The 22,761-nt window shown below is 61.7% G+C and carries 23 protein-coding genes; 16 read left to right on the top strand and 7 right to left on the bottom strand.

Features of this window, described 5'->3' with window-relative positions; all coding sequences use genetic code 11:
* The first annotated feature begins 145 nt into the window (after positions 1–145).
* The gene (locus JL39_RS02455) at positions 146–1,186 is read left to right on the top strand and encodes a helix-turn-helix domain-containing protein (protein ID WP_037145705.1); all 1,041 of its coding nucleotides are present in this window, start codon (positions 146–148) and stop codon (positions 1,184–1,186) included.
* Positions 1,187–1,344: 158 nt separating this feature from the next.
* Positions 1,345–1,575 carry a hypothetical protein gene (locus JL39_RS30745; protein WP_227705357.1) on the top strand — a complete coding sequence of 77 codons (231 nt, stop codon included), beginning with the start codon at positions 1,345–1,347 and terminating at the stop codon, positions 1,573–1,575.
* A 57-nt stretch (positions 1,576–1,632) separates the two neighbouring features.
* Here JL39_RS30745 and JL39_RS02445 read toward each other — a convergent pair whose 3' ends face one another.
* The 3 genes from JL39_RS02445 to gcvA are packed head-to-tail and all read right to left on the bottom strand — an operon-like array spanning position 1,633 to position 3,746.
* The gene (locus JL39_RS02445; protein ID WP_037145701.1) at positions 1,633–2,325 is read right to left on the bottom strand and encodes a DUF2161 family putative PD-(D/E)XK-type phosphodiesterase; all 693 of its coding nucleotides are present in this window, start codon (positions 2,323–2,325) and stop codon (positions 1,633–1,635) included.
* Between the two features lie 51 nt (positions 2,326–2,376).
* Positions 2,377–2,748 carry a hypothetical protein gene (locus tag JL39_RS02440; RefSeq protein ID WP_037145699.1) on the bottom strand — a complete coding sequence of 124 codons (372 nt, stop codon included), beginning with the start codon at positions 2,746–2,748 and terminating at the stop codon, positions 2,377–2,379.
* Between the two features lie 56 nt (positions 2,749–2,804).
* Positions 2,805–3,746 carry a transcriptional regulator GcvA gene (gene gcvA / locus JL39_RS02435; RefSeq protein ID WP_081952661.1) on the bottom strand — a complete coding sequence of 314 codons (942 nt, stop codon included), beginning with the start codon at positions 3,744–3,746 and terminating at the stop codon, positions 2,805–2,807.
* A gap of 158 nt (positions 3,747–3,904) precedes the next feature.
* Here gcvA and speB point away from each other — a divergent pair, with 158 nt between their 5' ends.
* From speB to JL39_RS02365, 14 genes are all read left to right on the top strand, one after another.
* Complete coding sequence (speB, locus tag JL39_RS02430; protein ID WP_037145697.1) at positions 3,905–4,963, top strand: agmatinase; 1,059 nt, start codon at positions 3,905–3,907, stop codon at positions 4,961–4,963.
* A 73-nt stretch (positions 4,964–5,036) separates the two neighbouring features.
* Positions 5,037–6,125, top strand: coding sequence for an extracellular solute-binding protein (locus JL39_RS02425; RefSeq protein WP_037145695.1), 1,089 nt, complete (start codon positions 5,037–5,039; stop codon positions 6,123–6,125).
* 187 nt (positions 6,126–6,312) lie between these two features.
* Positions 6,313–7,350: an ABC transporter ATP-binding protein gene (locus tag JL39_RS02420; protein WP_037145694.1), complete on the top strand. Its 1,038-nt coding sequence runs from the start codon at positions 6,313–6,315 to the stop codon at positions 7,348–7,350.
* Entirely contained in the window at positions 7,347–8,201 is an 855-nt protein-coding gene (locus tag JL39_RS02415) for an ABC transporter permease (RefSeq protein ID WP_037145692.1), read from the top strand. The genes JL39_RS02420 and JL39_RS02415 overlap by 4 nt, the downstream gene beginning before the upstream one ends.
* Positions 8,198–8,992 carry an ABC transporter permease gene (locus tag JL39_RS02410; RefSeq protein WP_037145690.1) on the top strand — a complete coding sequence of 265 codons (795 nt, stop codon included), beginning with the start codon at positions 8,198–8,200 and terminating at the stop codon, positions 8,990–8,992. The genes JL39_RS02415 and JL39_RS02410 overlap by 4 nt, the downstream gene beginning before the upstream one ends.
* Before the next feature lie 10 nt (positions 8,993–9,002).
* Entirely contained in the window at positions 9,003–9,773 is a 771-nt protein-coding gene (locus tag JL39_RS02405; RefSeq protein ID WP_037145688.1) for a carbon-nitrogen hydrolase family protein, read from the top strand.
* 110 nt (positions 9,774–9,883) lie between these two features.
* Positions 9,884–10,963 (top strand): iron-containing alcohol dehydrogenase, encoded by a 1,080-nt coding sequence (locus JL39_RS02400; RefSeq protein ID WP_081952660.1) that lies wholly within the window; start codon positions 9,884–9,886, stop codon positions 10,961–10,963.
* 59 nt (positions 10,964–11,022) lie between these two features.
* Positions 11,023–11,922, top strand: coding sequence for an IclR family transcriptional regulator (locus JL39_RS02395; RefSeq protein ID WP_037145686.1), 900 nt, complete (start codon positions 11,023–11,025; stop codon positions 11,920–11,922).
* 218 nt (positions 11,923–12,140) lie between these two features.
* Positions 12,141–13,181 (top strand): gentisate 1,2-dioxygenase, encoded by a 1,041-nt coding sequence (gene gtdA / locus JL39_RS02390; RefSeq protein ID WP_037146123.1) that lies wholly within the window; start codon positions 12,141–12,143, stop codon positions 13,179–13,181.
* A 33-nt stretch (positions 13,182–13,214) separates the two neighbouring features.
* Positions 13,215–14,084, top strand: a complete 870-nt coding sequence (locus JL39_RS02385; protein ID WP_037145684.1) for a fumarylacetoacetate hydrolase family protein — start codon at positions 13,215–13,217, stop codon at positions 14,082–14,084.
* Positions 14,081–14,587: a MarR family transcriptional regulator gene (locus JL39_RS02380; RefSeq protein ID WP_037145682.1), complete on the top strand. Its 507-nt coding sequence runs from the start codon at positions 14,081–14,083 to the stop codon at positions 14,585–14,587. The genes JL39_RS02385 and JL39_RS02380 overlap by 4 nt, the downstream gene beginning before the upstream one ends.
* Positions 14,588–14,691: 104 nt before the next feature.
* Positions 14,692–15,195 carry a hypothetical protein gene (locus JL39_RS02375; protein WP_037145680.1) on the top strand — a complete coding sequence of 168 codons (504 nt, stop codon included), beginning with the start codon at positions 14,692–14,694 and terminating at the stop codon, positions 15,193–15,195.
* 111 nt (positions 15,196–15,306) lie between these two features.
* Positions 15,307–16,365 carry an alcohol dehydrogenase gene (locus tag JL39_RS02370; protein ID WP_037145678.1) on the top strand — a complete coding sequence of 353 codons (1,059 nt, stop codon included), beginning with the start codon at positions 15,307–15,309 and terminating at the stop codon, positions 16,363–16,365.
* Positions 16,362–17,300: an acyl-ACP thioesterase gene (locus tag JL39_RS02365; protein ID WP_052182597.1), complete on the top strand. Its 939-nt coding sequence runs from the start codon at positions 16,362–16,364 to the stop codon at positions 17,298–17,300. Before JL39_RS02370 ends, JL39_RS02365 begins: the two co-directional genes overlap by 4 nt.
* A gap of 74 nt (positions 17,301–17,374) precedes the next feature.
* Here JL39_RS02365 and JL39_RS02360 read toward each other — a convergent pair whose 3' ends face one another.
* From JL39_RS02360 to JL39_RS02345, 4 genes are all read right to left on the bottom strand, one after another.
* Positions 17,375–18,097: an enoyl-CoA hydratase/isomerase family protein gene (locus tag JL39_RS02360; RefSeq protein WP_037145677.1), complete on the bottom strand. Its 723-nt coding sequence runs from the start codon at positions 18,095–18,097 to the stop codon at positions 17,375–17,377.
* 11 nt (positions 18,098–18,108) lie between these two features.
* A complete protein-coding gene (locus JL39_RS02355) occupies positions 18,109–20,454 on the bottom strand; it encodes a xanthine dehydrogenase family protein molybdopterin-binding subunit (RefSeq protein ID WP_037145675.1) in 2,346 nt (781 codons plus the stop codon).
* A gap of 329 nt (positions 20,455–20,783) precedes the next feature.
* Entirely contained in the window at positions 20,784–21,563 is a 780-nt protein-coding gene (locus JL39_RS02350) for an alpha/beta hydrolase (RefSeq protein ID WP_037145673.1), read from the bottom strand.
* Positions 21,553–22,704: an LLM class flavin-dependent oxidoreductase gene (locus JL39_RS02345; RefSeq protein ID WP_200883903.1), complete on the bottom strand. Its 1,152-nt coding sequence runs from the start codon at positions 22,702–22,704 to the stop codon at positions 21,553–21,555. Before JL39_RS02345 ends, JL39_RS02350 begins: the two co-directional genes overlap by 11 nt.
* Positions 22,705–22,761: the final 57 nt, after the last annotated feature.

The raw sequence follows: 22,761 nt of genomic DNA, 5'->3' as shown, positions 1-22,761 counted from the left end.
GCTATCTCCTGTTCGTTCATCGGTTGTGATGATGATCGGAAGATCGCAGATGAAATCCGTGGTCGGCAGAGCGGGAAAGTCCAAGATCGGGTCGTTTGCGCCACATCGCGGCTCGGTATAGGCAATAAATGTCGGAGGGAGGGGTATGCCGAATGAGGCAGATCGGACACGCTTGAAGCCGCGACATGTAAGCCTCGTGGCCATTCCCGATGCCGTAGTCTCGACACTGAGCGGCGTCTTTGATGTCATGAACGCATTCTCGGTCCTGCCGCCAGGGCTTACAGAAGCACAACCGTTTGAAGTGCAGATCGTCGGGTTGGAAGCGGGCCCATTGATATTGGCAAGTCAGGTGCCGATCACCGTGCAGCGGAGCATCGACGGTCTCGATGCCACCGATATCATCATCGTTCCGTCGATCCTGCTTGGTCCCGATGGTTGGCGGAAAGGTCGATATCCGCAGCTGGTCGAATGGGTTCGCAGAATGCATGACCGCGGCGCTCTTCTCTGTTCGGCCTGTTCCGGCATATTTCTGCTTGCCGAGACCGGGCTCTTCGATGGCGCAGAAGCGACCGTTCATTTCGGTTATGCCAGCGCCTTTTCAGCCGCCTTTCCGCATGTGTCGATCCATCCGGAGCGTGTGCTCGTCGTTTCCGGACGGAGAGAGGAACTGATCAGCTCGGGCGCCTCCATGACCTGGCACGACCTCGTGCTCTACCTCATCAGCCGCCATATGGGAGCTGCGGCAGCGCAGACCATAGCGCGTTTTTTTGCGCTTCAATGGCATCAGGACGGGCTCGCGCCCTACATCGTCTTCGAAGGGCGCAATGACCACGGGGACACCGCAATCCAGGTGGCACAGGATTGGGTCGCGACCCACTTCTCCGTAGCCAATCCGCTCGAAGAGATGACCCGGCGGGCCGGTCTCGCCGAACGCACCTTCAAACGGCGCTTCACCCGCGCCACCGGTGTCAGCCCGATGGCCTATGTGCAGCGCCTCAGGATCGAGGATGCCAAGCGCCGCCTGGAGACCACCGACATATCGGTCGATGAGATAAGCTGGCAAGTCGGCTATGAGGAGCCCGCTTTCTTTCGCCGATTGTTCAAGCGCATCACGGGCCTGGCACCCGGTGTCTATCGCCGTCGATTCCGTATTCCGGACTACGCACGGTCTGCGTCGAAGGACTGATCGTTCACTCGCCGCTCCCGGAAAAGTGAATTTCTTGGAACAAATCCTACTCGTCGGCATTGTCTCCCGCGTAGGAGGAAGCAATCATGACTTTTGATCCTAATGACAGACAGCCCGATTACCGTTCCGAGCCGGCCCGAGGCCGGAGCTCCTCGTGGATGGCTTGGGTCGCCGTGATCGCCGTCATCCTTGTCGGCGCCTTTGTATGGTCCCAGATGGGCGGCTCGCCCACCGATACGCAGACTACGTCTTCGACAACACCGCCGGCAGCAACGGAGCCCTCGCCGGCACCGGCACCTGTTACGCCGGGTGCTCCGCCGGCAGACAATGCAACTCCGGCGACCCCGCCAGCAGGTGGTGGTGCGGGTGGCACCGGCTCTCAGCCGTAAGCCGTTTATGCATCAACCAACGGCCGTCCGCCTCTCACGGCGGGCGGCCTCTTGAGGTCAGACGTTCGGAATAGCGTCATCGGACGTCGTGGGCATGAGGCTTGCCTGGGGCCAGCGCTCCAGAGCCTGTAGGCCGAGTTCGGTCAGCGCATAGACGCCTTTCTCCACCCGTTGGAACCAGCCGTAGTAATTGGCAAGCAGGATCGCACCCGCGTTCGGCGCCGCCACCTTCATGTCCCGGGGACGAAGCGGCCCCTGGACAAGTGCCGCCGCGCAGACGAGCGCCTGCTGGCGATAGGCGGTCATGACCGGTACCTTCGTGCTGCCGCCGATCGCCGGATCACCCCGCCGCCTGCGATGTTCCTTGACGAGACGCGTCCGCCGCTTCGGATTGGTGCGTGGCATGGGTGAGACCGAACTGACGATGACGCTCACCTCGCCTGCATCCGATACGCCGAGCATACCAATGCCGAGGCGGCGGCAGAGATCGCGATACCGCTTGTCGGCCTCGCGACCACGCCCGCTTGCCGAAACCCGCGCAGCAATCCACACCTCATCGGATGTTGCCGCTCGGTCGACCGCCTGAAGAATGAGCTCCAGATTGAAGCTGAGCTTCAGCTCACAAACCACCACGACCGGCGGATCGGTTTCGTTCAAGCCCACCAGATCGCAGCCGCCCACCTCGCCCTTCACTTCGTAGCCGAAGCTTTCCAGAAAGGTTTTGACGGGCGAGTAGAGCGAGGTTTCCATGCTGCGCGGCCAAAGGGAATCAGTCGCAGGAAGCTAGCACGAATGCGCGATCTATTTGACCGGTTCATCATCGATCGTCAGCCTGGCGCTATGGTTGAGCAGAAAAGCGAGATTTTTCGCCGCTTCCGGCGTCATCCCGCCACTCAGCCGGATCGCCGGACCGTTCATCGGGCCTCCGATAAAAGGAGACATCAGCAGCGTTCCGTCGGCACGAATGTGGATCTGCCTACCCACCCTGCTTTCCGTGAAAGCCGCAGCAGCTTCGACGCTTTCATCCGTCAGGAGAACATCGACCGCACCGCCTGGCGGCACATCGTCCCGGCTCACTTCCGCCCTCGCGACCTTGAGTTCGAGCATCTCGGCCGAGGCGGTCGTGTGGCCCATGAGAGAAATTGCAAGGCCGGTCACGAGCTTTGCCAACATGGAACTTCTCCTACACGCTGCGACATCTCGAGGATTTAGGGCAACCGAGGCGAACGTCATCCTCTCCGGCCGCGAAGTAGCGTGCGGGCCGAGGTCTGCGGTTCCGCCAGATGGTCGGCCTCCAGCGACGAGAACATCCACTCGATGAAAACGCGCACGATCGGTGTGGAGCGCATCGCAGGACGGCAGGCGACATAGAAGGAATCGTTTGCCGCCACGCTCAGGTCGAAGGGAACGACAAGCTCTCCCCGCGCGATCAGGTTGCTGGCTGTGATCGTATCCCCGAGTGCAATCCCCTGCCCGTGCAGGGCGGCTTCCGTCGAAAAACGCGCATCGCCCATGTAATATTGCTGACGGCGAGGCAGGTCTACGGCATCCGCTGCCGCCAACCAGGTATTCCATTCCCGTCCGTCCGCGTCGCCATGCAGCAGGATGTGATCCTCCAGGTCACGCATTGAGCGTAGCGGGCGATTGTTCAACAAAGTCGGGCTTGCAACGGGGAAAAGCCGCAGATTGCTCCACAGCCGCGTCCAGACATCAGGCCAGTTGCCATCGCCGTAGAGAATGCAGACGTCGACATCGGGCGAATGCAGTCTGACGGGATCGTTGGATGCGGTGAGCTTCAGCCTGACGCCCGGAAACTGCTCGGTGAAGGAATTGAGGCGCGGCACGATCCAGAAGGAAAGAAGCGCCGGCACGCAGGTGATTGAGAGTTCGCCGGTGGTGGCCGGCCGCTTCATCTGAGCGGTCGCAGCAGCAATCTCACCGAAGGCCTGGGTAACGGCCGGCAGCAGCAGCGCCCCCTCCGAGGTGAGTTTAAGGCGCTTTGCGCCGCGTTCGAAGAGCGGCACATTGAGCGATACCTCCAGCGCCTTGATCTGGTGGCTGACCGCACCATGGGTGACGTTGAGCTCACGCGCGGCAGCCGAAACCGAGCCTCGACGGGCCGTCGCCTCGAAGGCGCGGAGCGGATTGAGGGGCGGCAGGCGGCTCGTCATGCTGAACCTTATTGTTAGTTTTTCTCACATCAACCGCTAGAACAATCTCAATTGCTTTTCCACCCCGTCTCGGCGGATAATGATGAAAACAAGGGCGGCCGCCCAAAAGGAACAAAATTTAGGCTGCGCTCAAACAGTACAGGATAGACGAGGCAATCATGGCATTCGACGGCAAGAAGCTCGAGGAGTTGCGGGCGAAATATCTCGACAGCCAGGGCGGCGAGATATTCGATCCGAAATTTCGCAAGGTGGGCGAAAAGATCTTCAACAAGGCGGGCACCCGCGTAGCCCCCTATGCCGGCATTCCGACCCTTCTTGACGCGCCTTACCTACCCGTTGATGCGGAAAACCCGGATTTCGGCGATCTTCAGGTGGCAATGATCGGCATGCCGATGGACTTGGGCGTTACCAACCGGCCGGGTTCGCGCTTCGGGCCGCGGGCGCTGCGTGCCATCGAGCGCGTCGGCCCCTACAACCACGTCCTGGAATGCGCACCGACCCATGAGCTTCGGGTTGCGGATATCGGCGACGTACCTTTCCGCAGCCGCTATCGGCTGGAGATGAGCCATGACGACATCGAGAAGCGGATCAATCAGATCGTCGATGCCGGACTGCTCCCCCTGTCCGTCGGCGGAGACCATTCGATCACCCATCCGATCCTGAAAGCGGTTGGCAAAAAGGCCCCCGTCGGCCTGATCCATATCGATGCCCATTGCGACACGAGCGGCTTCTTCGACGAGACGAAGTTCCACCATGGCGGCCCGTTCCGCAACGCGGTGCTGGACGGCGTGCTCGACCCGACCCGCACGATCCAGATCGGTATCCGCGGTGCCGCCGAATATCTCTGGGAGTTCTCCTACGAGTCCGGCATGACCGTGATCCATGCCGAGGAAGTGACCAACCTCGGCATTCCGGCGATCATCGAGAAGGCGAGAAAGATCGTCGGCGACGGCCCGACCTATCTCTCTTTCGACATTGACAGCCTCGACCCGAGCTTTGCGCCCGGCACCGGCACGCCGGAGATCGGCGGGCTTACGACCCGTGAAGTGCTGGAACTGATCCGTGGATTGAAGGGCGTTAATATCGTCGGCGGCGACGTGGTCGAGGTGGCGCCGCAATATGACGCGACCAATAACACCGCGCATGCAGGTGCCCAGATGCTATTCGAAATCCTGAGCCTGATGGTCTTCAGCCCTTCCGTGAAGGGCCGGGCTTGACGTAAATTAGATAACAAGAGTGGGAACCCGCCCATGCGGCACCGGACCGGTGGGCACACAAAGGAGAGACATCATGTCTGATATCTTCAATGCCAGGATCGGCCGTCGCACCGTGCTCGGCGCCGGTGTCGCCGGCGCTTCGATGCTTGCCATGCCGGCCGTACTGCGCGCCCAGGACAAGAGCCTGAAGGTCGGCGTCTACGGCGGCTACTTCAAGGATTCATTCGACAAGAATATTTTCCCGGATTTCACAAAGGCGACCGGCATTGCGGTCGAATCGATCGCCGAACCGACAGGTGAGGCGTGGCTCGTACAGCTCGAGCAGGCCGCCAAGGCGGGTGCAGCGCCAGCCGACGTTTCGATGATGTCGCAGGTCGCGATGCTGAAGGGTCAGTCGACGGAACTCTGGGCGCCGCTCGATCTTTCCAAGCTTCCGAACGCTGCAAACCTGATCGAACGCTTCGTCAACAAATATCCGGACGGCCGCGTTGCCGGCATCGGCGCAGTCTCCTGGTACATCACGCTCGTCTCCAACACGGACGTGTTCAAGGACGCACCTACCTCCTGGAGCGCGCTTTGGGAGAAGGACAAGGAAGACAAGCTTGGCCTGCTCGCGCTCGTCTCCAACTCCTTCCTGCTTGAAGTGACGGCGAAAACCTTCATGGGCGGCACGAGCGCGCTCGACACGGACGAAGGCATCATCAAGGCGCTCGAAAAGCTTGCCGAGCTAAAGCCGAACGTCCGGCTGTGGTATCGCGACGAGGCGCAGTTCGAACAGGCGCTGAAATCCGGCGAAATCCCGATGGGCCAGTATTATCACGACGTCACCGGCCTTGCGGTCGCCGACGGTTTCCATGTCCGCTCCACCTTCCCGAAGGAAGGCGGCATCCAGGATAGTGGGTGCTGGGCGCTGTCGCGCGCTTCGCAGAAGACGGAAGAGGCGCATGTCTTCATCGATTACATGTGCCAGCCGGCAATCCAGGCGACGCTTTCCCGCAAAGTCGGCACCTCACCGACTGTCCAGCGCGGCCTCACCGATCTCACCGACCAGGAATTCGCCGCCGTGTCTTCCGATATCGAACCGATCGTCCCGCGCTATGATCTCTACCAGACCAAGTCCGATTTCCTGAACCAGAAGTGGACAGAGATGATTGCGGGGTAAGGCTGTTTGCCCCTCATCCTAACCCTCTTCCCGCTTGCGGGGAGAGGGGACGTGCCTTATCCGACGCCGGAGAGTCCCGAAACGGAGCGGCAAATCCCTCTTCCTCGCAAGCGGGGAGAAGGTGGCGGCAGCCGGATGAGGGGCATAAATAGCCCTGAGTGCGCGCGGTAGAAGCAGCGGAGACCAAATGCCCGGATTGAACCTTCAGCATGTGACGAAGCGGTTCGGCACGTTTACCGCCGTCAGCGACGTCAGCCTCTCCGTGCCGGACGGCACCTTCGTTTGCCTGCTCGGCCCCTCTGGCTGCGGCAAGACCACGCTGATGCGCATGATTGCCGGCCTCGATCTGCCGACCGAAGGCACGATCCAGCTCGGCGGTGCCGATATCACCACCATGCCGACCCACAAGCGCGAACTCGGCATGGTATTTCAGTCGCTGGCGCTTTTTCCGCACCTCACCGTCGGCGAGAACATCGCCTATTCGCTCCGCATCCGCGGCATCGCGAAGGACATGCAAAAGAAGCGGGTCGAGGAACTCCTGGCGATGATCCATCTGCCGGGTTTCGCCGACCGTTCCGTCAACAAGCTCTCCGGCGGCCAACGACAGCGCGTTGCGATCGCACGGGCCTTGGCCATCTCGCCGAAACTTTTCCTTCTCGATGAGCCGCTTTCGGCGCTCGACGCGAAGCTCCGCGAGGCGATGCAGGTGGAGTTGCGCCAGTTGCAGCAGCGGCTCGGCATCACCACCATTGTCGTCACCCATGACCAGCGCGAAGCGATGACCATGGCCGATACGGTCGTGGTGATGAACAAGGGCGAGATTCGCCAGGCCGCCGCTCCCGTCGATATCTACCGCCGTCCGGCCGACAGTTTTGTCGCCGACTTCATCGGCCAGACCAACCTTATCCCCGTCGAGGCCGACAATGCCAGTCGCGCCAGGGTGCTGGGGCAGGCCGTCGAAGGGTTGACGCTACCCGCCGGAACTGCAAAGGGCGTGCTCTCGGTGCGGCCGGAAGACGTGCAGCTCACCGCCCCCGGCAATGGTGCGATTTCCGGCACCGTGACCTTTGTCCGCGATCTCGGCGGCGCCATCGAGACCTTCGTGGAAGCAGGCGGCCAGCAGATCATCGCCGTTTCCTCGCCGCGCAGCCGGCCGGAGGTTTCGGTCGGACAGCAGGTCGGCATCCGGCTCGATCCGACGACCAGCGTGGTGCTTGCGAAATGAGACGCGAACCACCGCAGCGCCCTGCCGATTACGGACCGCTTCTCTTCCCGGCGGGCATGCTGACCGTGTTCTTCGTGGTACCCTTCGCCACGATGATTGCCGTCTCCTTCTTCCAGCGGCAACAGGGCGGCTTTTATACGCCGGCCTTCGTCTTCGACAATTACGCCCGGTTCCTGAGCCTGTTCTTCGGCAAGGTGCTCGGCTTCTCGCTGTTTTTAGCGATCGCAGTGGCGGTTGCCTGCGTGGTGGTCGGCATTCCCTTCACCTATCTCCTTTCCCGCTCCAAGCGGAACGTCCAGATCGTCTGGCTGGTAGTGCTCCTCTCCATCCTGTCGCTCTCGGAAGTGATGATCGGCTTCGCCTGGTCGACACTGTTTTCCCGCACCGCCGGCATCACCAATTTGCTTGTCTGGCTGGGACTGATGGAACAGGCGCAGGCGCTGACGCCAAGCTTTACCGCCGTCATGACCGCCATGGCATACCAGGCCTTTCCCTATACGATCCTTGTGCTTTATCCGGCACTGGTGCGGCTCGACCCGACGCTGACGGAAGCAGCGCGCACGCTCGGCGCCTCGCCCGTCAAGGCATTTTTCACAGTCGTCGTGCCGGCGCTGCGGAATACCATCCTCGCGACGCTGATCATGGTCTTCATCTTCGCGCTCGGCTCCTATCTGCTGCCGCAGCTTCTCGGAAGGCCCCAGCACTGGACACTCTCGGTGCTGATCACCGACCAGGCGATCTACCAGTCGAACATGCCCTTCGCCGCCGCCATGGCCGTATTTCTCGTGCTGGTGTCGCTGGCGCTGGTAGGCCTCGCTTTTTATGCGGGCCGGCAGAAGGAGGCCAAATGACCGCGCTTCGCCGCCTGTTCTTCTTCATCGTCGGCCTGTTCCTCGCCCTGCCGCTGATCGTCGTCGCCGGCGTCTCGGTCAACCAGCGCCAGTCGCTGACCTTTCCGCCGCAGGGCTTTTCGCTCGCCTGGTACGGTCAGATCTTCACCAATCCGGAATGGCGGAACGCGCTGATCGCCTCGCTGACGCTTGCAGCTCTTTCGGCTCTGCTGGCGCTTTTGATCGCGCTGCCGCTCGCCTGGTTCCTGTGGCGGCGCATTGCTCCCTGGGCGAATATTTTCCAGCTTCTCGGCATCGCGCCCTTTACCCTGCCGCCGGTGATCACCGCACTCGGAATGCTCACCTTCTGGGCGACGACCGGCTTCTACGGCCAGCCCTGGACGGCGGTCATCAGCCACGGCATCTTCTTCGTCACCCTGCCGCTGGTGACATTGTCGCTCGGTTTTTCGGCGATCGACCGCTCGCTGGTGGAAGCGGCCGCCACGATGGGTGCCGATGACAAAATGGTGTTCCGCACCGTCGTGCTGCCGCTGATCCTGCCTTATCTCGTCTCGGGTTATGCCTTCGCCTTCGTCCTGTCGCTCAACGAATACATCGTTGCCTACATGACGGTAGGCTTCACGATGGAAACCTTGCCGATCAAGATCTTCAACGCGCTGCGCTACGGCTATACCCCGACCATGGCCTCGGTGACGGTGCTGTTCCTGGTTGTCGCTGCGGTCGTCTTCGGCCTGGTGGCGCGGTTCGGCGACCTGCCGAAGCTGCTTGGCGCGATGTCGGAAGACAAATAGGGGCGGACCGATGAAAATTGCCGGTTATCAGATGCAGCCGGTCGTCGGCGATGTCGACGCCAATCTGGCGAAGATCAGGGCCGCGGCGGAAAGGGCTGCGGCTCAGGGCGCCGCATTGCTGATCGCGCCAGAACTGGCGCTGACCGGTTACGGCGCCGCGGACCGGTTTCCCGATCTCGCCACGCCCGCCCATGGCCTCGTCACGGACCAGCTATCGGAAATCGCTGCAAGGCACCGCATCGCCATCGTTGCCGGCTTTGCCGAAGAGACCCATGAAGCCACCTTCAACAGCGCCTTCTTCACGGACGGCATTGGCCAGACTGCGGTCTACCGCAAGTGCAATCTCTATGGTCCCTATGAGCGGCAATGGTTCGCTCAAGAGGATCGGCGTCAGGTATTCGTCACCCTCGGCGGCGTCAGACTCGGCTTCCTGATCTGCTATGACGTCGAGTTCCCGGAGAATGTCCGCCAGTTGGCAAAGGGCGGGGCCGATCTCGTCGTGGTGCCGACGGCGCTGCCGAAGGGCTGGTCCGGTGATTTCATTGCCAACCACATGATCCCGGTCCGTGCTTTCGAGAACCAGGTTTTTGTCGCCTATATCAACCACTCAGGCTCTGACGAATTGTTCGCCTATGCGGGCCTCTCGCGCATTGTCGCGCCGGACGGCAAGCTGCTGGCCGAAGCACCCGCCGAAGGCGAGGCACTGATCATCGCAAACATCAATCCAGCGGCTTACACCCAGTCAAGGGCGGAAAACACCTACCTCACCGATCTCACTTGATCCTCGACCGATCGGTACAGACACGTCGCAAGTCAATTCGGCCTTCGCCAAACTCCCATTTCTTTGATAATGTTGTATAGCGTTCTACGTGACAGCATTTGGGGGAGTCCATGACACGTATTTTCCGAGCGCCGGCTTTCTACATCCAGGGCCCAGGCAGTCTCGGTTTGCTCGGCGAAAAGGCGGCGACGCTCGGCCGTTCGGTCGTCGCCATCTGCGATGCCGCCGTGTTTCCCCACATTGAAGCCGAGCTCGCCAAGACGCTCACCCGGCAGGATATCGCAACGACGATCATTCTCTTCGATGCGGACGTCACCCATGGAGAGATGGACCGGTTGGCCGAAGAGGTACGCCGCAAGGGCGGCGAAGTGGTGGTCGGCATTGGCGGAGGCCGCACACTCGACGTCTCCAAGGGCGTCGCCCGCCGCACCGGTCTGCCTTTCGTCAGCGTGCCGACGGTCGCCTCCACCGATGCGCCCGCAACGCGCGGCATCGTCATCTATGACGAGAACCATGAGATGATCGCCGTCGAGCAGATGGACGACAATCCGGCTTTCGTGATCGTCGATACGGCAATCATTGCCAAGGCCCCTGCCCGGCTCTTGCGCGGCGGCATCGGCGATGCGCTCACCGCCAAATTCGAGGCGGAAGGCGCCTGGAAGGGGACCGGGCTTTCCAAGCACGGCACAAGACCCCTCAAAACCGGCGTGATGCTCGGCGACCTCTGTTATCGCATGCTGCTCGAACACGGGCCGGGGGCCATGCACGTCGCCGGCACCGGCGAAGTGACGCCGGACCTGGAAGCGGTGATCGAAGCCATCCTCTGGCTGAGTGCCGTCGCCTTCGAGAATACGGGGCTCTCTGTCGCCCATGCGGTCGCGACCGAACTCGGCGCCATCGAGCCGGTGCGCAAGCAGTCGCTGCATGGCGAACATGCGGCCTATGGCACGCTGGTTCAGGCGATCGCCGAGGATCGTTCGGAATGTGAGCTCGAAACGCTGTTTTCCTTCTACGACGAGATCGGCATGCCGCGCAGGGTCGCCGATCTCGGGTTGCCGGCAGTGGATGACGCTGCGATCGAAAGCCTCGCTCTCGCCTGCGCGAAAAGCCCGTTCCTGATCAACCAGGAACATGGACTCGATGCGGATGATCTCGCAGCCGCGTTCCGGGCTGTGGAAAACCACAGTTGAAGCAGGCTCGACCTCATTCGAATATAAGGATAATCATCTGGGAACATGAGGGATTTAGAATGGCATCAGATAAAGGAAAGCCAGCCGAGGAGTGGACCCAGCGCCGCATTCAGTCGATCGAGGTCGGCTTCCAGGTGATCCGCGCCATGGAGGCGGCCAACGGTCCGCTGCCGTTGCGGGACATCGCTGCTGCTGCCGGCATGCCGCCCTCCAAGGCGCATCTCTACCTCGTCAGCTTCGTCAAGGAAGGCGTTGCCTTCCAGGATCCCGTCACCGGCCATTACGGGCTCGGGCGTTTTGCGATCCAGCTCGGTCTGTCGGCCATCCGGCAGCTCGATGTCGTGGAACTCGCCCGCGAAGAACTTGCCACGCTTCAGCGGGCGACCGGCTTTGCGACGTACCTCTCGCTCTGGGGCGATCGCGGCCCGGGCATCGTCTCCAAGGTCGACGGCCAACGGCAGGGGTCGCTCGCCGTGCGTCTTGGCTATGTCCTGCCGCTCCTGACCTCCGCGACCGGCCAGGTCTTCCTCACTTATCTCGATGAGAGCGAGACGGCCGCGGTACGGCAGGACGAGATCGCCGCCGCCAAGCGGGATCATTCCGAAGAGACTGCTTCGCTCGCCCCCCGCATCACGACAGTGAAGGATATCCAGAAGATCGTCGAGACCGTACGCCGCCAAGGCTATGCGATGACGGTCAACAGCATCAATTCGAGTTTCGCCGCGATCGCTGCGCCGGTCTTCGACTATAGCAGCCGCATCGTCGCGACCATGACCGTTCTTGGGTCCGACAAGCAACTCTCCGGCCCTCGGAAAAAGCAGACGCTTGATGCGCTGCTGACGGCAACACACCGGCTTTCCGAACGGCTCGGTGCCTCCAGCCGCGGCGTGAAAGGCAAGGAAAACGAAACGCCGGTGGCGGCGAAGCCGGCAAAGGCGAGGAGCACGGCGGGACGATAGTTCGTTGTCCTAATAGCCATACCCTTGTTTCCGGAACTGCTGAGAGGAAGCCCGCCTTCTGTCATTTTCAGTGACATCTCCCTCAGGGGAGAAACCGCATTGGGTCTGCCGTACCGCTTCTTCCTCCAATCATCGTCATCAATTGACGCCTTCAAAATAATTAGTATACCTTACGATCTATGGCTTGAGGAAACCATAGGGAGGATTCTATGCACGAGATCGATGCAGTCACCGTCGCAAAACGCGAGGAATTCTACGGACGCCTGAAGCCGCACAACATGGCACCGCTCTGGGAAGTGATGAAGGGCATGCTGCCGCCGGAGCCGAAATCCAAGGCTGAGGCGCATCGCTGGCGCTATGATGATATCCGTCCGCTGATCCTGGAATCCGGCAACCTGCTGACGGCGGAAGAGGCTGAACGCCGCGTGCTGATCCTCGAAAACCCCGCCTTCCCCGGCCAGTCGCGCGCCACCTCGACGCTTTATGCCGGCATCCAGATCATCATGCCGGGCGAAGTGGCCCCTGCCCACCGTCACACGCCGTCGGCGCTGCGTTTCATGCTGGAAGGCTCCGGCGCCTATACGTCGGTTGGCGGCGAGCGCACCCGCATGGCCTTCGGCGATTTCGTCATCACGCCCGTCTGGGCCTGGCACGACCACGGCAATGACGGCTCCGACCCGGCCGCCTGGCTGGACGGTCTCGACGTCCCGATGATCGCCTTCTTCGAAGCGGTCTTCCGCGAGGACTACAACGACGCCGAACAGGAGATCCTCCGACCGGAGGGCGACTCGTTCTTCCGTTTCGGTTCCGGCATGCTGCCGATCGGCGGCACGAGCCCCTACGGCCAGACGACACCTATCTTCAACTACCCTTATGAGCGCAGCCGCGAGGCTCTTTACAGGTCTTCGCGCGGCGAGGAGATCGACGCCCATATCGGCACGACGCTGCGCTATGCCAACCCGCTCGACGGCGGCTGGACCATGCCGACCATGTCGGCCTGGCTGAGCCACTTCCCGAAGGGCATGGAGACGGCAAAGATACGCTCCACCGACCATATCGTCATGTGCATCGCCGAAGGCACCGGCTCGATCACGATCGGGGCAAAGACCTTCGATTTCGGCCCGAAGGACGTCATCGTCGTGCCCGGATGGTCGTGGCGCTCGTTCAGGGCGAACGAAGACGTCGTCGTCTTCTGCTTCTCCGATCGCGTCGCGCAGGAGAAGCTCGGCTATTTCCGCGAAGACCGCGCCAAGGTCTGAGCACCGCTTTCTAAAGAACCTGAGGAGAGAAAAATGCGTTTCTGTCGCTTCGACGATAATCGTCTGGGCGTGGTCGTCGGCGATGAGGTGAAGGACGTCACCGCCGTGCTCGACCGCCTGCCGGCCTACCGCTACCCCTTCCCGCATGGCGACCAGTTCATGGCGCATTTCGCCGAGTTGCGTCCCGTCATGGAGGACATGGCGAAGACCGCGCCGTCAAAGAAGCTCGCCGATGTGGCGCTCTTGAGCCCGATTGCCAATCCCGGCAAGATCGTCGGTGCGCCAGTCAACTACCGGCTCCATTTGGACGAGGTGCTGGACAGCGACCAGCTGCATCACGGCATGAAGATCAAGCCGATCGCCGAGGCCGGCGTCTTCCTTAAAGCGGTAAGCTCGCTGATCGGTCCTTCGGAAGGCATCGTCGTCGATTGGAACGACCGCCGCACCGATCACGAGATCGAGCTCGCTGTCATCATCGGCAAGAAGGCCTTTCGCGTGTCGGAGGCGGATGCGCTGGATTACGTCGCCGGCTACGCGATCGGCTACGACATCACCATCCGCGGCCCGGAGGAACGCAGCTACCGGAAGTCGCTCGACACGTTCAGCGTACTCGGCCCCTATGTCGTTACCGCGGACGAAATCCCGAACCCGAACAATCTTGATTTCGAGCTGACGATCGGCGGCGAAACACGCCAGAAGTCCAACACGAAGATGCTGATCTTCAACGTCCAGAAGCTGATCGAATTCACCACCAAGGCCTATACGCTCTATCCCGGCGACATCATCATGACCGGCACCCCGGAAGGCGTTGCACCGATCGCCGCCGGCGATATGCTGCATGGCACTTTCGAGGGCATCGGCACGATGGATGTGAAGGTCTACGACAACTGGGACAGGAAATGAGTTTCGATCCGAAGGCCCCTGACCAGGAGGCCGGCAAAGCTGTCCTGTTGCCCGGTGTCGCCGGCATCCGCATCAGGCGGCTGCAGTCGCTTTTCGGCAGCCATTGGCAGGGCTGGTTCCGCGCTCGCGGGCTTGCCGTCACGCCGGTGCAAGGCGGCGTGCTGCTCTCGATCCGCCGCCATCCCGGCATCAGTCAGATCGCGCTCGCAAGGCGGCTGAGGATCGAGCCGCCGACGCTCATCCAGTCGCTTGGCCCCCTCATCAAACAGAAGCTCGTCGAACGCACCCGTTCGCTGGACGACGGCCGGGTCTACGAACTGCGGCTGACCAGGGCCGGGCTCGAGGCGGCCGCACTGGTGGAAGCTTCGATGCCGGAACACGAGGCGGACCTTTTGCGAAGCCTCTCACCGGAAGAACGCCAGACTTTCCTTTCCTTGCTGGATAAGGCGATTGCCGGAGCGGAGATGGCGTTGGAGGAGCGGGAGAAAGAAGCAGAATGCTGACGAAAGCCAGCATAACAGGTTTTTGGCGGAAAAGCTGAAGCGGTCGCGGAACAAAGCTCAATATTTCGAGGTTCACTAGCATGGGTCAACAAGGCGCTCCCCCGATGCGTGCTCTTTCAGCCATTGCTCTAATCGTTGCCTTATGCCTTTCGTCAGGCGCATTTGCCTCCGAAGAAGACTTCCTGCAGTCGATAGAAGGACAGTGGACGGGCGGCGGAAAGGTTCTTACAAAACTTGGCGGCGGCAAAGTCGATGTCTCATGCAGCATGAAATCGGATGCCGACCGCTCCAGCTTTTCCATGAATGGCACATGCAGTGCCCTTGTCGTCGTCAAACGGACCTTCACCGCGACTGTCAAGGCATCCGGCGCATCCTATTCAGGCAATTACGTCGGTGTCTCAGGCAAACCGTCGAAGCTCAACGGAAGCCGGGAGGGAAACACCCTTAACCTCGACGTAACCTGGGCCAACGAAATCTATGGCGATCGGCAAGCCAGGATGACGATCGAAAAAATCGGAGGCGGCGGACTTCGTATTCGTACACTGGACCAAGATCCGGAATCGGGAGAGACGATCGTCACTACTCAGTTGGATTTACAACGACGTTGAATATCCCAGCGGTGCTGGTATCCCCCAGATTCAATCCTCCTGCCATTTCCCGATTGCTGTATAGCAGGCGACCTGATACTCGTGTGTCACGCATCTGGGAGGAGTTGCATCATGCGGTCATGGAAAGTCTTCGAGGCATCGGAAGTGCTGAAAGAGGTCGAGGAAGCGACGCCCGAACCCACCGGCAGCGAGGTGGTCATCTTGGTATCCCATTGCGGGCTCTGCCATTCCGACCTGACCCTCTGGAAGGGCATCTTTGACATGGGCGACCGCAAGGTGTCGATCGACAGCATCGGGCTTACGCGGCCCCTCACTCTCGGCCATGAGATCCTCGGCACCGTCACCGCCGTGGGATTGGAGGCGACCGGCGTGAAAATCGGCGATCGTCGCCTTGTTTATCCCTGGCTCGGATGCGGCACCTGCGATACCTGCCGTACCGGCCGGGAAAACCTCTGCATGCAGGCCCGCCAGCTCGGCATGAAACGGCCCGGCGGTTTCGGCAGCCATGTGGTCGTGCCGCACAGCCGCTACCTGATCGACACGGACGACCTCGATCCGGCGCTTGCCGCGACCTATGCCTGCTCGGGGCTCACCGCCTATTCCGCCATCCGCAAGGCCATGCCGATGCGTCCCGACGAGGCAGTGGTCGTGGTCGGCGCCGGCGGATTAGGCCTGAGCGGCATCGTCATTCTGAAGGCGCTCGGCCACGAGAACATTGTTGTGGTCGATATGTCGGAAGAAAAGCTGAAGACTGCGCTGGAAGCCGGCGCGCATAAAACGGTGCTTTCGAGCAGTGGCGACGTGACACAGAAGATCGTCGAAACGGTCGGCGGGCCGGTGCGCACCATCATCGATTTCGTCAACAACAGTGAAACGACCGCCTTCTCCTTCCCGGCGCTGGCGCGCGGCGGCCGTATCATCATGGTCGGCATGTATGGCGGCCAGCTTACCGTTCCGACCATGCGCATGGCGCAGGGGGGCTTGAGCCTCATCGGCAGCATCACCGGCACGCTGCAGGAATTGCGTGAGCTGGTGGACCTGGCAAAAAGCGGCAAGCTCGACGCCATTCCCTATGAAGCCGTGCCGAAGTCCGACATCAACGGCGCTATGAACCGCCTTCTCAAAGGCGCCGTCAAGGGTCGCATCGTGCTTCAGGGGGAAACGGCTTGAGCGACGAGATGACCGAAGTATGGCGCGGCAGCGTGCGCCAATGGGAAGTGGACGAGATGGGCCACTGGAACACGCAATACTACGTGGCGCGTGCCAATGAAGGGCTCGCCATGCTCTTCGGGTTCAACGGCCTGCCGGGTCTCTTCTCCCCTTCGTCGCCCACGACGGTCGCCTTCAACGAGCACCATATCCGCTTCCATCGCGAAGCGCATGCCGGCGCGCCGCTGCACATGACCGGCGGTTTCCTGGAGATTGGTGAGACGACAGCTTTCGCCGTGCTCGTGCTTCATCATAGCGAAAGCGGGCAGGTGGCCGCAACCTTCCGGGTGCGGCTCACGCATGTCGATGCGGCGGACGGCACCACTCCGCAGCCCTGGCCGGCGGCTTTCCGGAAAAGGGCCTCGACCTCGCTGGTCGAGACGCCGAAGGAGGCCGCGCCGCGTGGCACGGACGACGAACCGGTGGCGCTGACCGCCTCGCGCGAGCGGGCCTTGGAACTGGGCCTGAAGCGCACGGCAATGAGCCTGATCGAGATGGACGCTTGCGATGCCTTCGGACGGATGGGATCGCAAAAGTTCATCGGCGCGGTTGGCGGCGGCGTAAAACAACTCACCGGACCGATCCGGGCGCTGGTTGCCGAGCACGCGGAGGCACGGCCCGGCAAGATCGGCGGAGCCGTGCTGGAATTCCGCATCATCTACGGTGAGACGCCCCGCCTCGGCAATTGTTTCGAGATCTGGGCGGGACTGCAGAAGACCGACAAGCGCACCATGTCGCTGATCTTCTGGATGGTCGATCCCTTCACCGGCCGAGTATTCGGCTCGATGCAGTCCATCGCCATCGTCTTCGATCTGGATGCACGGGCGATCGTGCAGATTTCGCCAGCAGCGACCGAAGCGTTGACGCCGTTCGTCACACAAGGGCTGGCGCTGTAACTTCAGCTTCCGGCTGCCGCCATCTTCCCCTCCCCGCTCGCCGAGAGAAGGTTAGGATGGGGGCAAATAAGCACTTATCTGAACTTCTCCGCCGTCGCGACGCAGTTGATCAGCGCGGCGAGTTCCTTACGCGAAGCAAACGAGGTTTCCGGACTCATCGAGATGAAGGCCTTGATGCCGCGCACGGTCGGCACCGAATTCTTTTCGAGCTGACCCACCACGCGTGCGACTTCCGCTTCCAGTCCGTCGGCTGGAGCCGTGATGCCGATCAGGCCAAGAACCTTGGCTTCCGCCGCCGGAATGACGTCACGGGTAAAGACCAGGCGGGCAAGCGCTGCGCGCGAGATGCGGTCGGCGAGCGCGTTAAGCACGAGCGTCGGCGCGATGTCGTGGTTCATCTCCGGCACTTGGAAGGTGGCGCCGTCGGCAGCAATTGCCACGTCAGCAAGCGCCGCGATGGCGCAGCCGACGCCGGCAGCCTTCCCTTGAACAGCGGTAATGAAGGGCACGGGAATCTCGCGCAACACTTCATAGAAATCGAGCACCGGGTCGGAGATCGCGTTGCGGAGATCGAGCGCCGTGGCGCGCGTGCCCGGCGCCGGCATGGCCGCACTCCGGCCGATGCAGAAGTCCGGCCCGTTCGCCTTCATCAGCACGACCCGGGTTTCCGGAGACAGCGACTTCAGCGCGGCGGTGATGGCTTCCGCCATCTCCGGCGTCAGCGCATTGCCCTTGTCGGGACGGTCGAGAATGATTTCGAGGACGTTCCCCTTCGTGGAAATCAGGACTTCGGACAATTTTTCCTCCTCTATTGATTGGCTTTGGCCTGCTGGATCGCCTGCCAGATGCGGGATGGCGTCACCGGCATTTCGATATGAGCGACGCCGAGATCGGCGAGTGCATCGGTGATCGCATTGACGACCACGCCCAGCGAGGGGGTCGTACCACCCTCCCCGCCCGGCCGGAAGCCGAGCGGATGGCTCTTCGCCGGCACTTCGCTGATCACCGTATCGAAGCTCGGAAAATCCGAAGCGCGCCCGATCTGATAATCCATGAAGGTGGCGGAAAGGTTCTGGCCGGTTTCGCGATCGTAATGCGACCATTCATACATGGCCTGCCCGGCGCCCTGCACGATACCGCCATGGGTCTGGCCGTCGACGATCATCGGGTTCAGCGCCTTGCCGACATCGTCCACCGTCGAATAGCGCGGAATCTCGTAATAGCCGGTTTCCGGGTCGACCTCCACCTCACAAACGGCCGCGCCATAGGGGTAGGCAAGCCCGTGGGTGGTCTCGTCGGCGATCGCCGCGAGCGAGCCCTTCAGCTCGCCCGGCAGGCCGAGATCCTTTTCGGCGGCTTCCGCCGCTTCGAACAGGCTGACTACGCCGTTGGAACCGCGGGCGCGAAAATGGCCTTCGGCGTAGTCGATCGCGTCCGGCGCGACGTTCAGCATGAAAGCGGCGACCTTCCTGCCGCGCTCGATGATCTCAGCGGTCGCCTTGTGCATGACGATCGAGGAGAAGCGCAGCGAGCGGCCGGAATGCGAGCCGCCGCCGGCCGAGACGAAATCCGTGTCGCTGGCGCGGATCTGCACCACCTCGTGGGAAATGCCGAGGAAGGAGCCGACGAGCTGGGCGAAGGCCGTCTCGTGTCCCTGACCCGTGTTCTGGGTGCCGATCACCACATCGACGATGCCAGATGTCGGGTCGACGGTGATCTCGGCGCGCTCGCGCGGCACGCCGCTGGTGCCCTCGATATAGTTGGAAAGGCCGATGCCGCGATATTTTCCACGCTTTCGCGCTTCCGCCCGGCGCGCCTCGAAACCGTTCCAGTCGGCCATGGCGAGCACCTTGTCCATGCAGCCGATATAGTCGCCGTTGTCGTAGCTCACGCCGAACGGATTGGCATAGGGACATTCCTCTTCCGGGATCATGTTGATGCGGCGCAGTTCGACCCGATCGAAACCGAACTTGCGGGCGGCGAGGTCGATCATCCGCTCTATGATATACATGGCTTCCGGCCGGCCGGCGCTGCGGTAGGGAATGGTCGGCACGGTATTGGTCATCGCCGCGAAGAATTCCACATGCGCGACCGGCACGCGATAAAGGCTGGTCATCAGCTGCAGGCCCTTGTTGAGGGCGGTGTAGGAGACCGTGTGCGCGCCGATATTGCTGACGTTGGTCGAGTGAAAGGCGAGGAACCTGCCGTCCTTGTCCAGCGCCAGCCTGGCCCGAACATGCAGGTCGCGGCCCTGGAAATCCGAAAGGAAAGCCTCGATGCGCTCCGCCTGATGTTTGACCGGCCGGCCAATCAGCTTTGCGGCGTAGGGCAGCAGCACGAATTCCGGATAGGTGGCGTTGCGGGTGCCGAAATTGCCGCCGACATCGCGCGGCGCCACGACCCGCACGAAGGCCATATCGACACCGAGCGAAGCGGCGATCTGCTCGCGCATCATCACGACGCCATGGCCGCCGGAAGCGTGGATGGTGAACTTGCCGGTCTCGGGATCGTATTCGGCGGACGACGAGCGCGGTTCCATATGCACGCCGGTGACGCGCTGCGCCCAGCTTTCGAATTCCAGCACATGCGCGGCTTTGGCGAAGGCGGCATCCGCGCCCGCCTTGTCGCCGACTTCACCATCCATCGCCTTGTTGCCCGGCACGTGGTCCCAGAGCTGCGGTGCGCCCTCCTCGATCGCATCGATGCCGCGCACGACGGAAGGCAACTCCTCCCAGTCGACCACCACGGCTTCCGCCGCATCCTTGGCAAGGTTGGTGGATTCGGCGACGACCATGACAATCGCCTCGCCGACGAAACGGGCCCTGTCGGCCGGCAGCGCCTGATGATGGGTGCGGGCGCGCTCCGAACCGTCACGGTTCCTGATGCGGATGTCGGAGCCGAATTGCGAGCTGCCGATCGCATGGGGAATCGGCTTGATGCCAGCCGCGACGATATCCTCCCCGGTCAGGACGGCCAGAACGCCCGGCATTTCGCAGGCGGCAGAAGTGTCGATGCTTTTGATGATCGCATGGGCATGCGGCGAACGGACGAAGGCGGCATAGGCCGCGTTCTCGTATTTCAAGTCATCGGCATATTGACCCTTGCCGGTGATCAACCGGAGATCTTCCTTGCGCCTGACTTCTTCACCGATCATGCTATTCCTCCCTTGCACACCGTGCCACGTATTCGGGACGATGGCGGTCTGCCCGTGGCTTTGGGCCATCCTGATGCAAAACGCAACTTAATTCATAATAGACATACTCAATCCGTCAATGTTGAAACTGCGGGATCGACTGGAATTGACCATCGCGACTCGCTTTTGAGCGATTGTGATCGTGACCTCCCGGCTGCGTCATTGTACTTGTCACAGGGATGACGGAGGAGAAGTTGCCGCCATCCGTTCCCCCAAAAGAAAAAAGGCCCCGACCGAAGTCCGGGCCAAGCTTCCCTGGGAGGGGGGAATTTAAATCCCAGGGATATCTCTCAAGCCGCTTCCGGCCCCTGATTCAGCACATAACCCGGGCCGCGCTTCAGGAATGCGGTCCAGAGGCGGAGCGTCCGTTCCGGCTGGTCGACCTCGATCGAATGAGCCGCATCGAAGATGAAAGCGCGCTGCGAGGTCGGGATCATGCGTTTCAGGTGCGCGCCTGCCTCTGCCGGCACAACCTTGTCTTCCGTGCCAAGCAGGATCAGCGTCACCGCCTCGATCGAAGGCAGGCGCGCGCTGAGCGCTTCATCAACCTGAACATTGTTGGCGAGGCGCTCGTAGGTATTGCCGTTATTCGTCATGACTTCCGGCGACTTCGGTGCAGACGTGATCTTCTGCGGATGAGCATAGAGCGCCTTGAAGCGCGCTTCGGGATCGGCCGGAAGGCCGCCCTTGCCGCCGAAGCGGAAACCGGCCGGCACCTGCAGGATCAGGTGATCGACTATCTTCGGGTTATTGGCGGCGAGCCACAGCGCCGTCCAGCTTCCGAAAGAGGAGCCGATCACGTCGAAACGCGGTCCGATAACCTTCTCGGCGAATTCGGCGACCATAGCCGCCCAGTCCTGCACGGTTTTCAGGCGCTCGTTGCCCTCGGAGCCATCGAAGCCGGGGCAGATTGGCGCGTAGACCATGTGGCTCTTCGTCAGCGCCTTCAGCGGTTCGGTCAGCATGACGCCGCCGGCAGCGTGCAGATAAAGGACCGGCGTGCCCGAGCCGCCGACATGATAATTGAGCTTGCCGCAGGAAAGCTCGATCGCCTTGATTTCAAAAGTCATGGATCAAACCTCCTCTCAAAGACCAGCAACGTGCGGCGCGACGCGATCGCGGAACAGTTCCATGCCACGGCGGACGACGCTGCCCGGCATGTTGCCGACCTTGATGGTCAGGTTGAGCAGACCGGAGCCCAGTTCCTGATTGAGGCGGGGGGTTTGCTTGACGAACCGATTCCGGGCTGCCGCAGATGATCGAGCCGGCCTCGATCTGCTCGTCGACGGTGCGGTTGCGTAGCGTCGCAAGCCGCTTCTGGAAATTCTCGCCGACATCGGTGCCGGTATAGTAGCGGCTCTGCTGCAACACGAGTTGCTGGGCGGAGCGCTGCGGGCGCATCAGCGTCTGGTGGAAATAGGTCTGGGCGGAGGCCATGTGCTCCTTGGCCTCCTCATCTGTATCGGCGATGCAGATCTGCTGGCCGACGAGGATATCGTCCGGCGTCGGTTCCCAGCCATAGCCGCGTGAGACATTCCTGAAGTGCTCGATCGCCTTCCTGGCTGCCCCCAGATCCTGGATGAGGGTAATGCCCATGATCGCCCGCGTCTTGGCGACAAATTCCGCCGATTCCTCATTGCTCGCCGACATCAGGATGCGCGGATAGGGCTTCTGGATCGGTTTCGGCCAGATGGAGACGGCCGGGAACTGATAGTGCTCGCCCTCCCAGCCGAAGGGTTCGTCCTCGGTCCAGCACTTGATGATGAGTTCGGTCGCTTCGCGGAGCCGGCTGCGGGATTCGCTCGGCGGGATGTTGTAGGCGATATATTCATGCGGGATGCCGCGCAGGAAGCCGGCGATCAGGCGGCCACCGGACATGACGTCGATCATAGCATATTCTTCCGCAACGCGGATTGGATTGAGCAGCGGCAGCAGGTTGCCGACGATCGCAATCTTCGCCTTCTCCGTCTGGCGAGCGAGCGCGCCAGCGATCAGGTTGGGGTTCGCCATAAGGCCATAGGGGCTGTAATGGTGCTCGTTGCAGCCGACCCAATCGAAGCCGTAATTCTCGGCATCGACCATCTCGTCGACATATTCCTTGTAGAGCGCCTGGATGCGCCGGCTGTCGATATCGTGGGTGCTGACAGGCCACTCGTGCGGCAGCTTGTCATAATCCGGATAGGGCATCAGGTGGAAGAAGTTGAACTTCATGGAAAACTCCGCAAAGACCGCCATCCCCTAAGATGCCAGGCGGTTCCGGTGATGATG

It is taken from the genome of Rhizobium sp. YS-1r (genome assembly GCF_000757525.1).
GTDB lineage: Bacteria > Pseudomonadota > Alphaproteobacteria > Rhizobiales > Rhizobiaceae > Neorhizobium > Neorhizobium petrolearium.
Note: the sequence above shows the minus strand (reverse complement) of the source record. Positions and strands in the feature narration are given on the sequence as shown.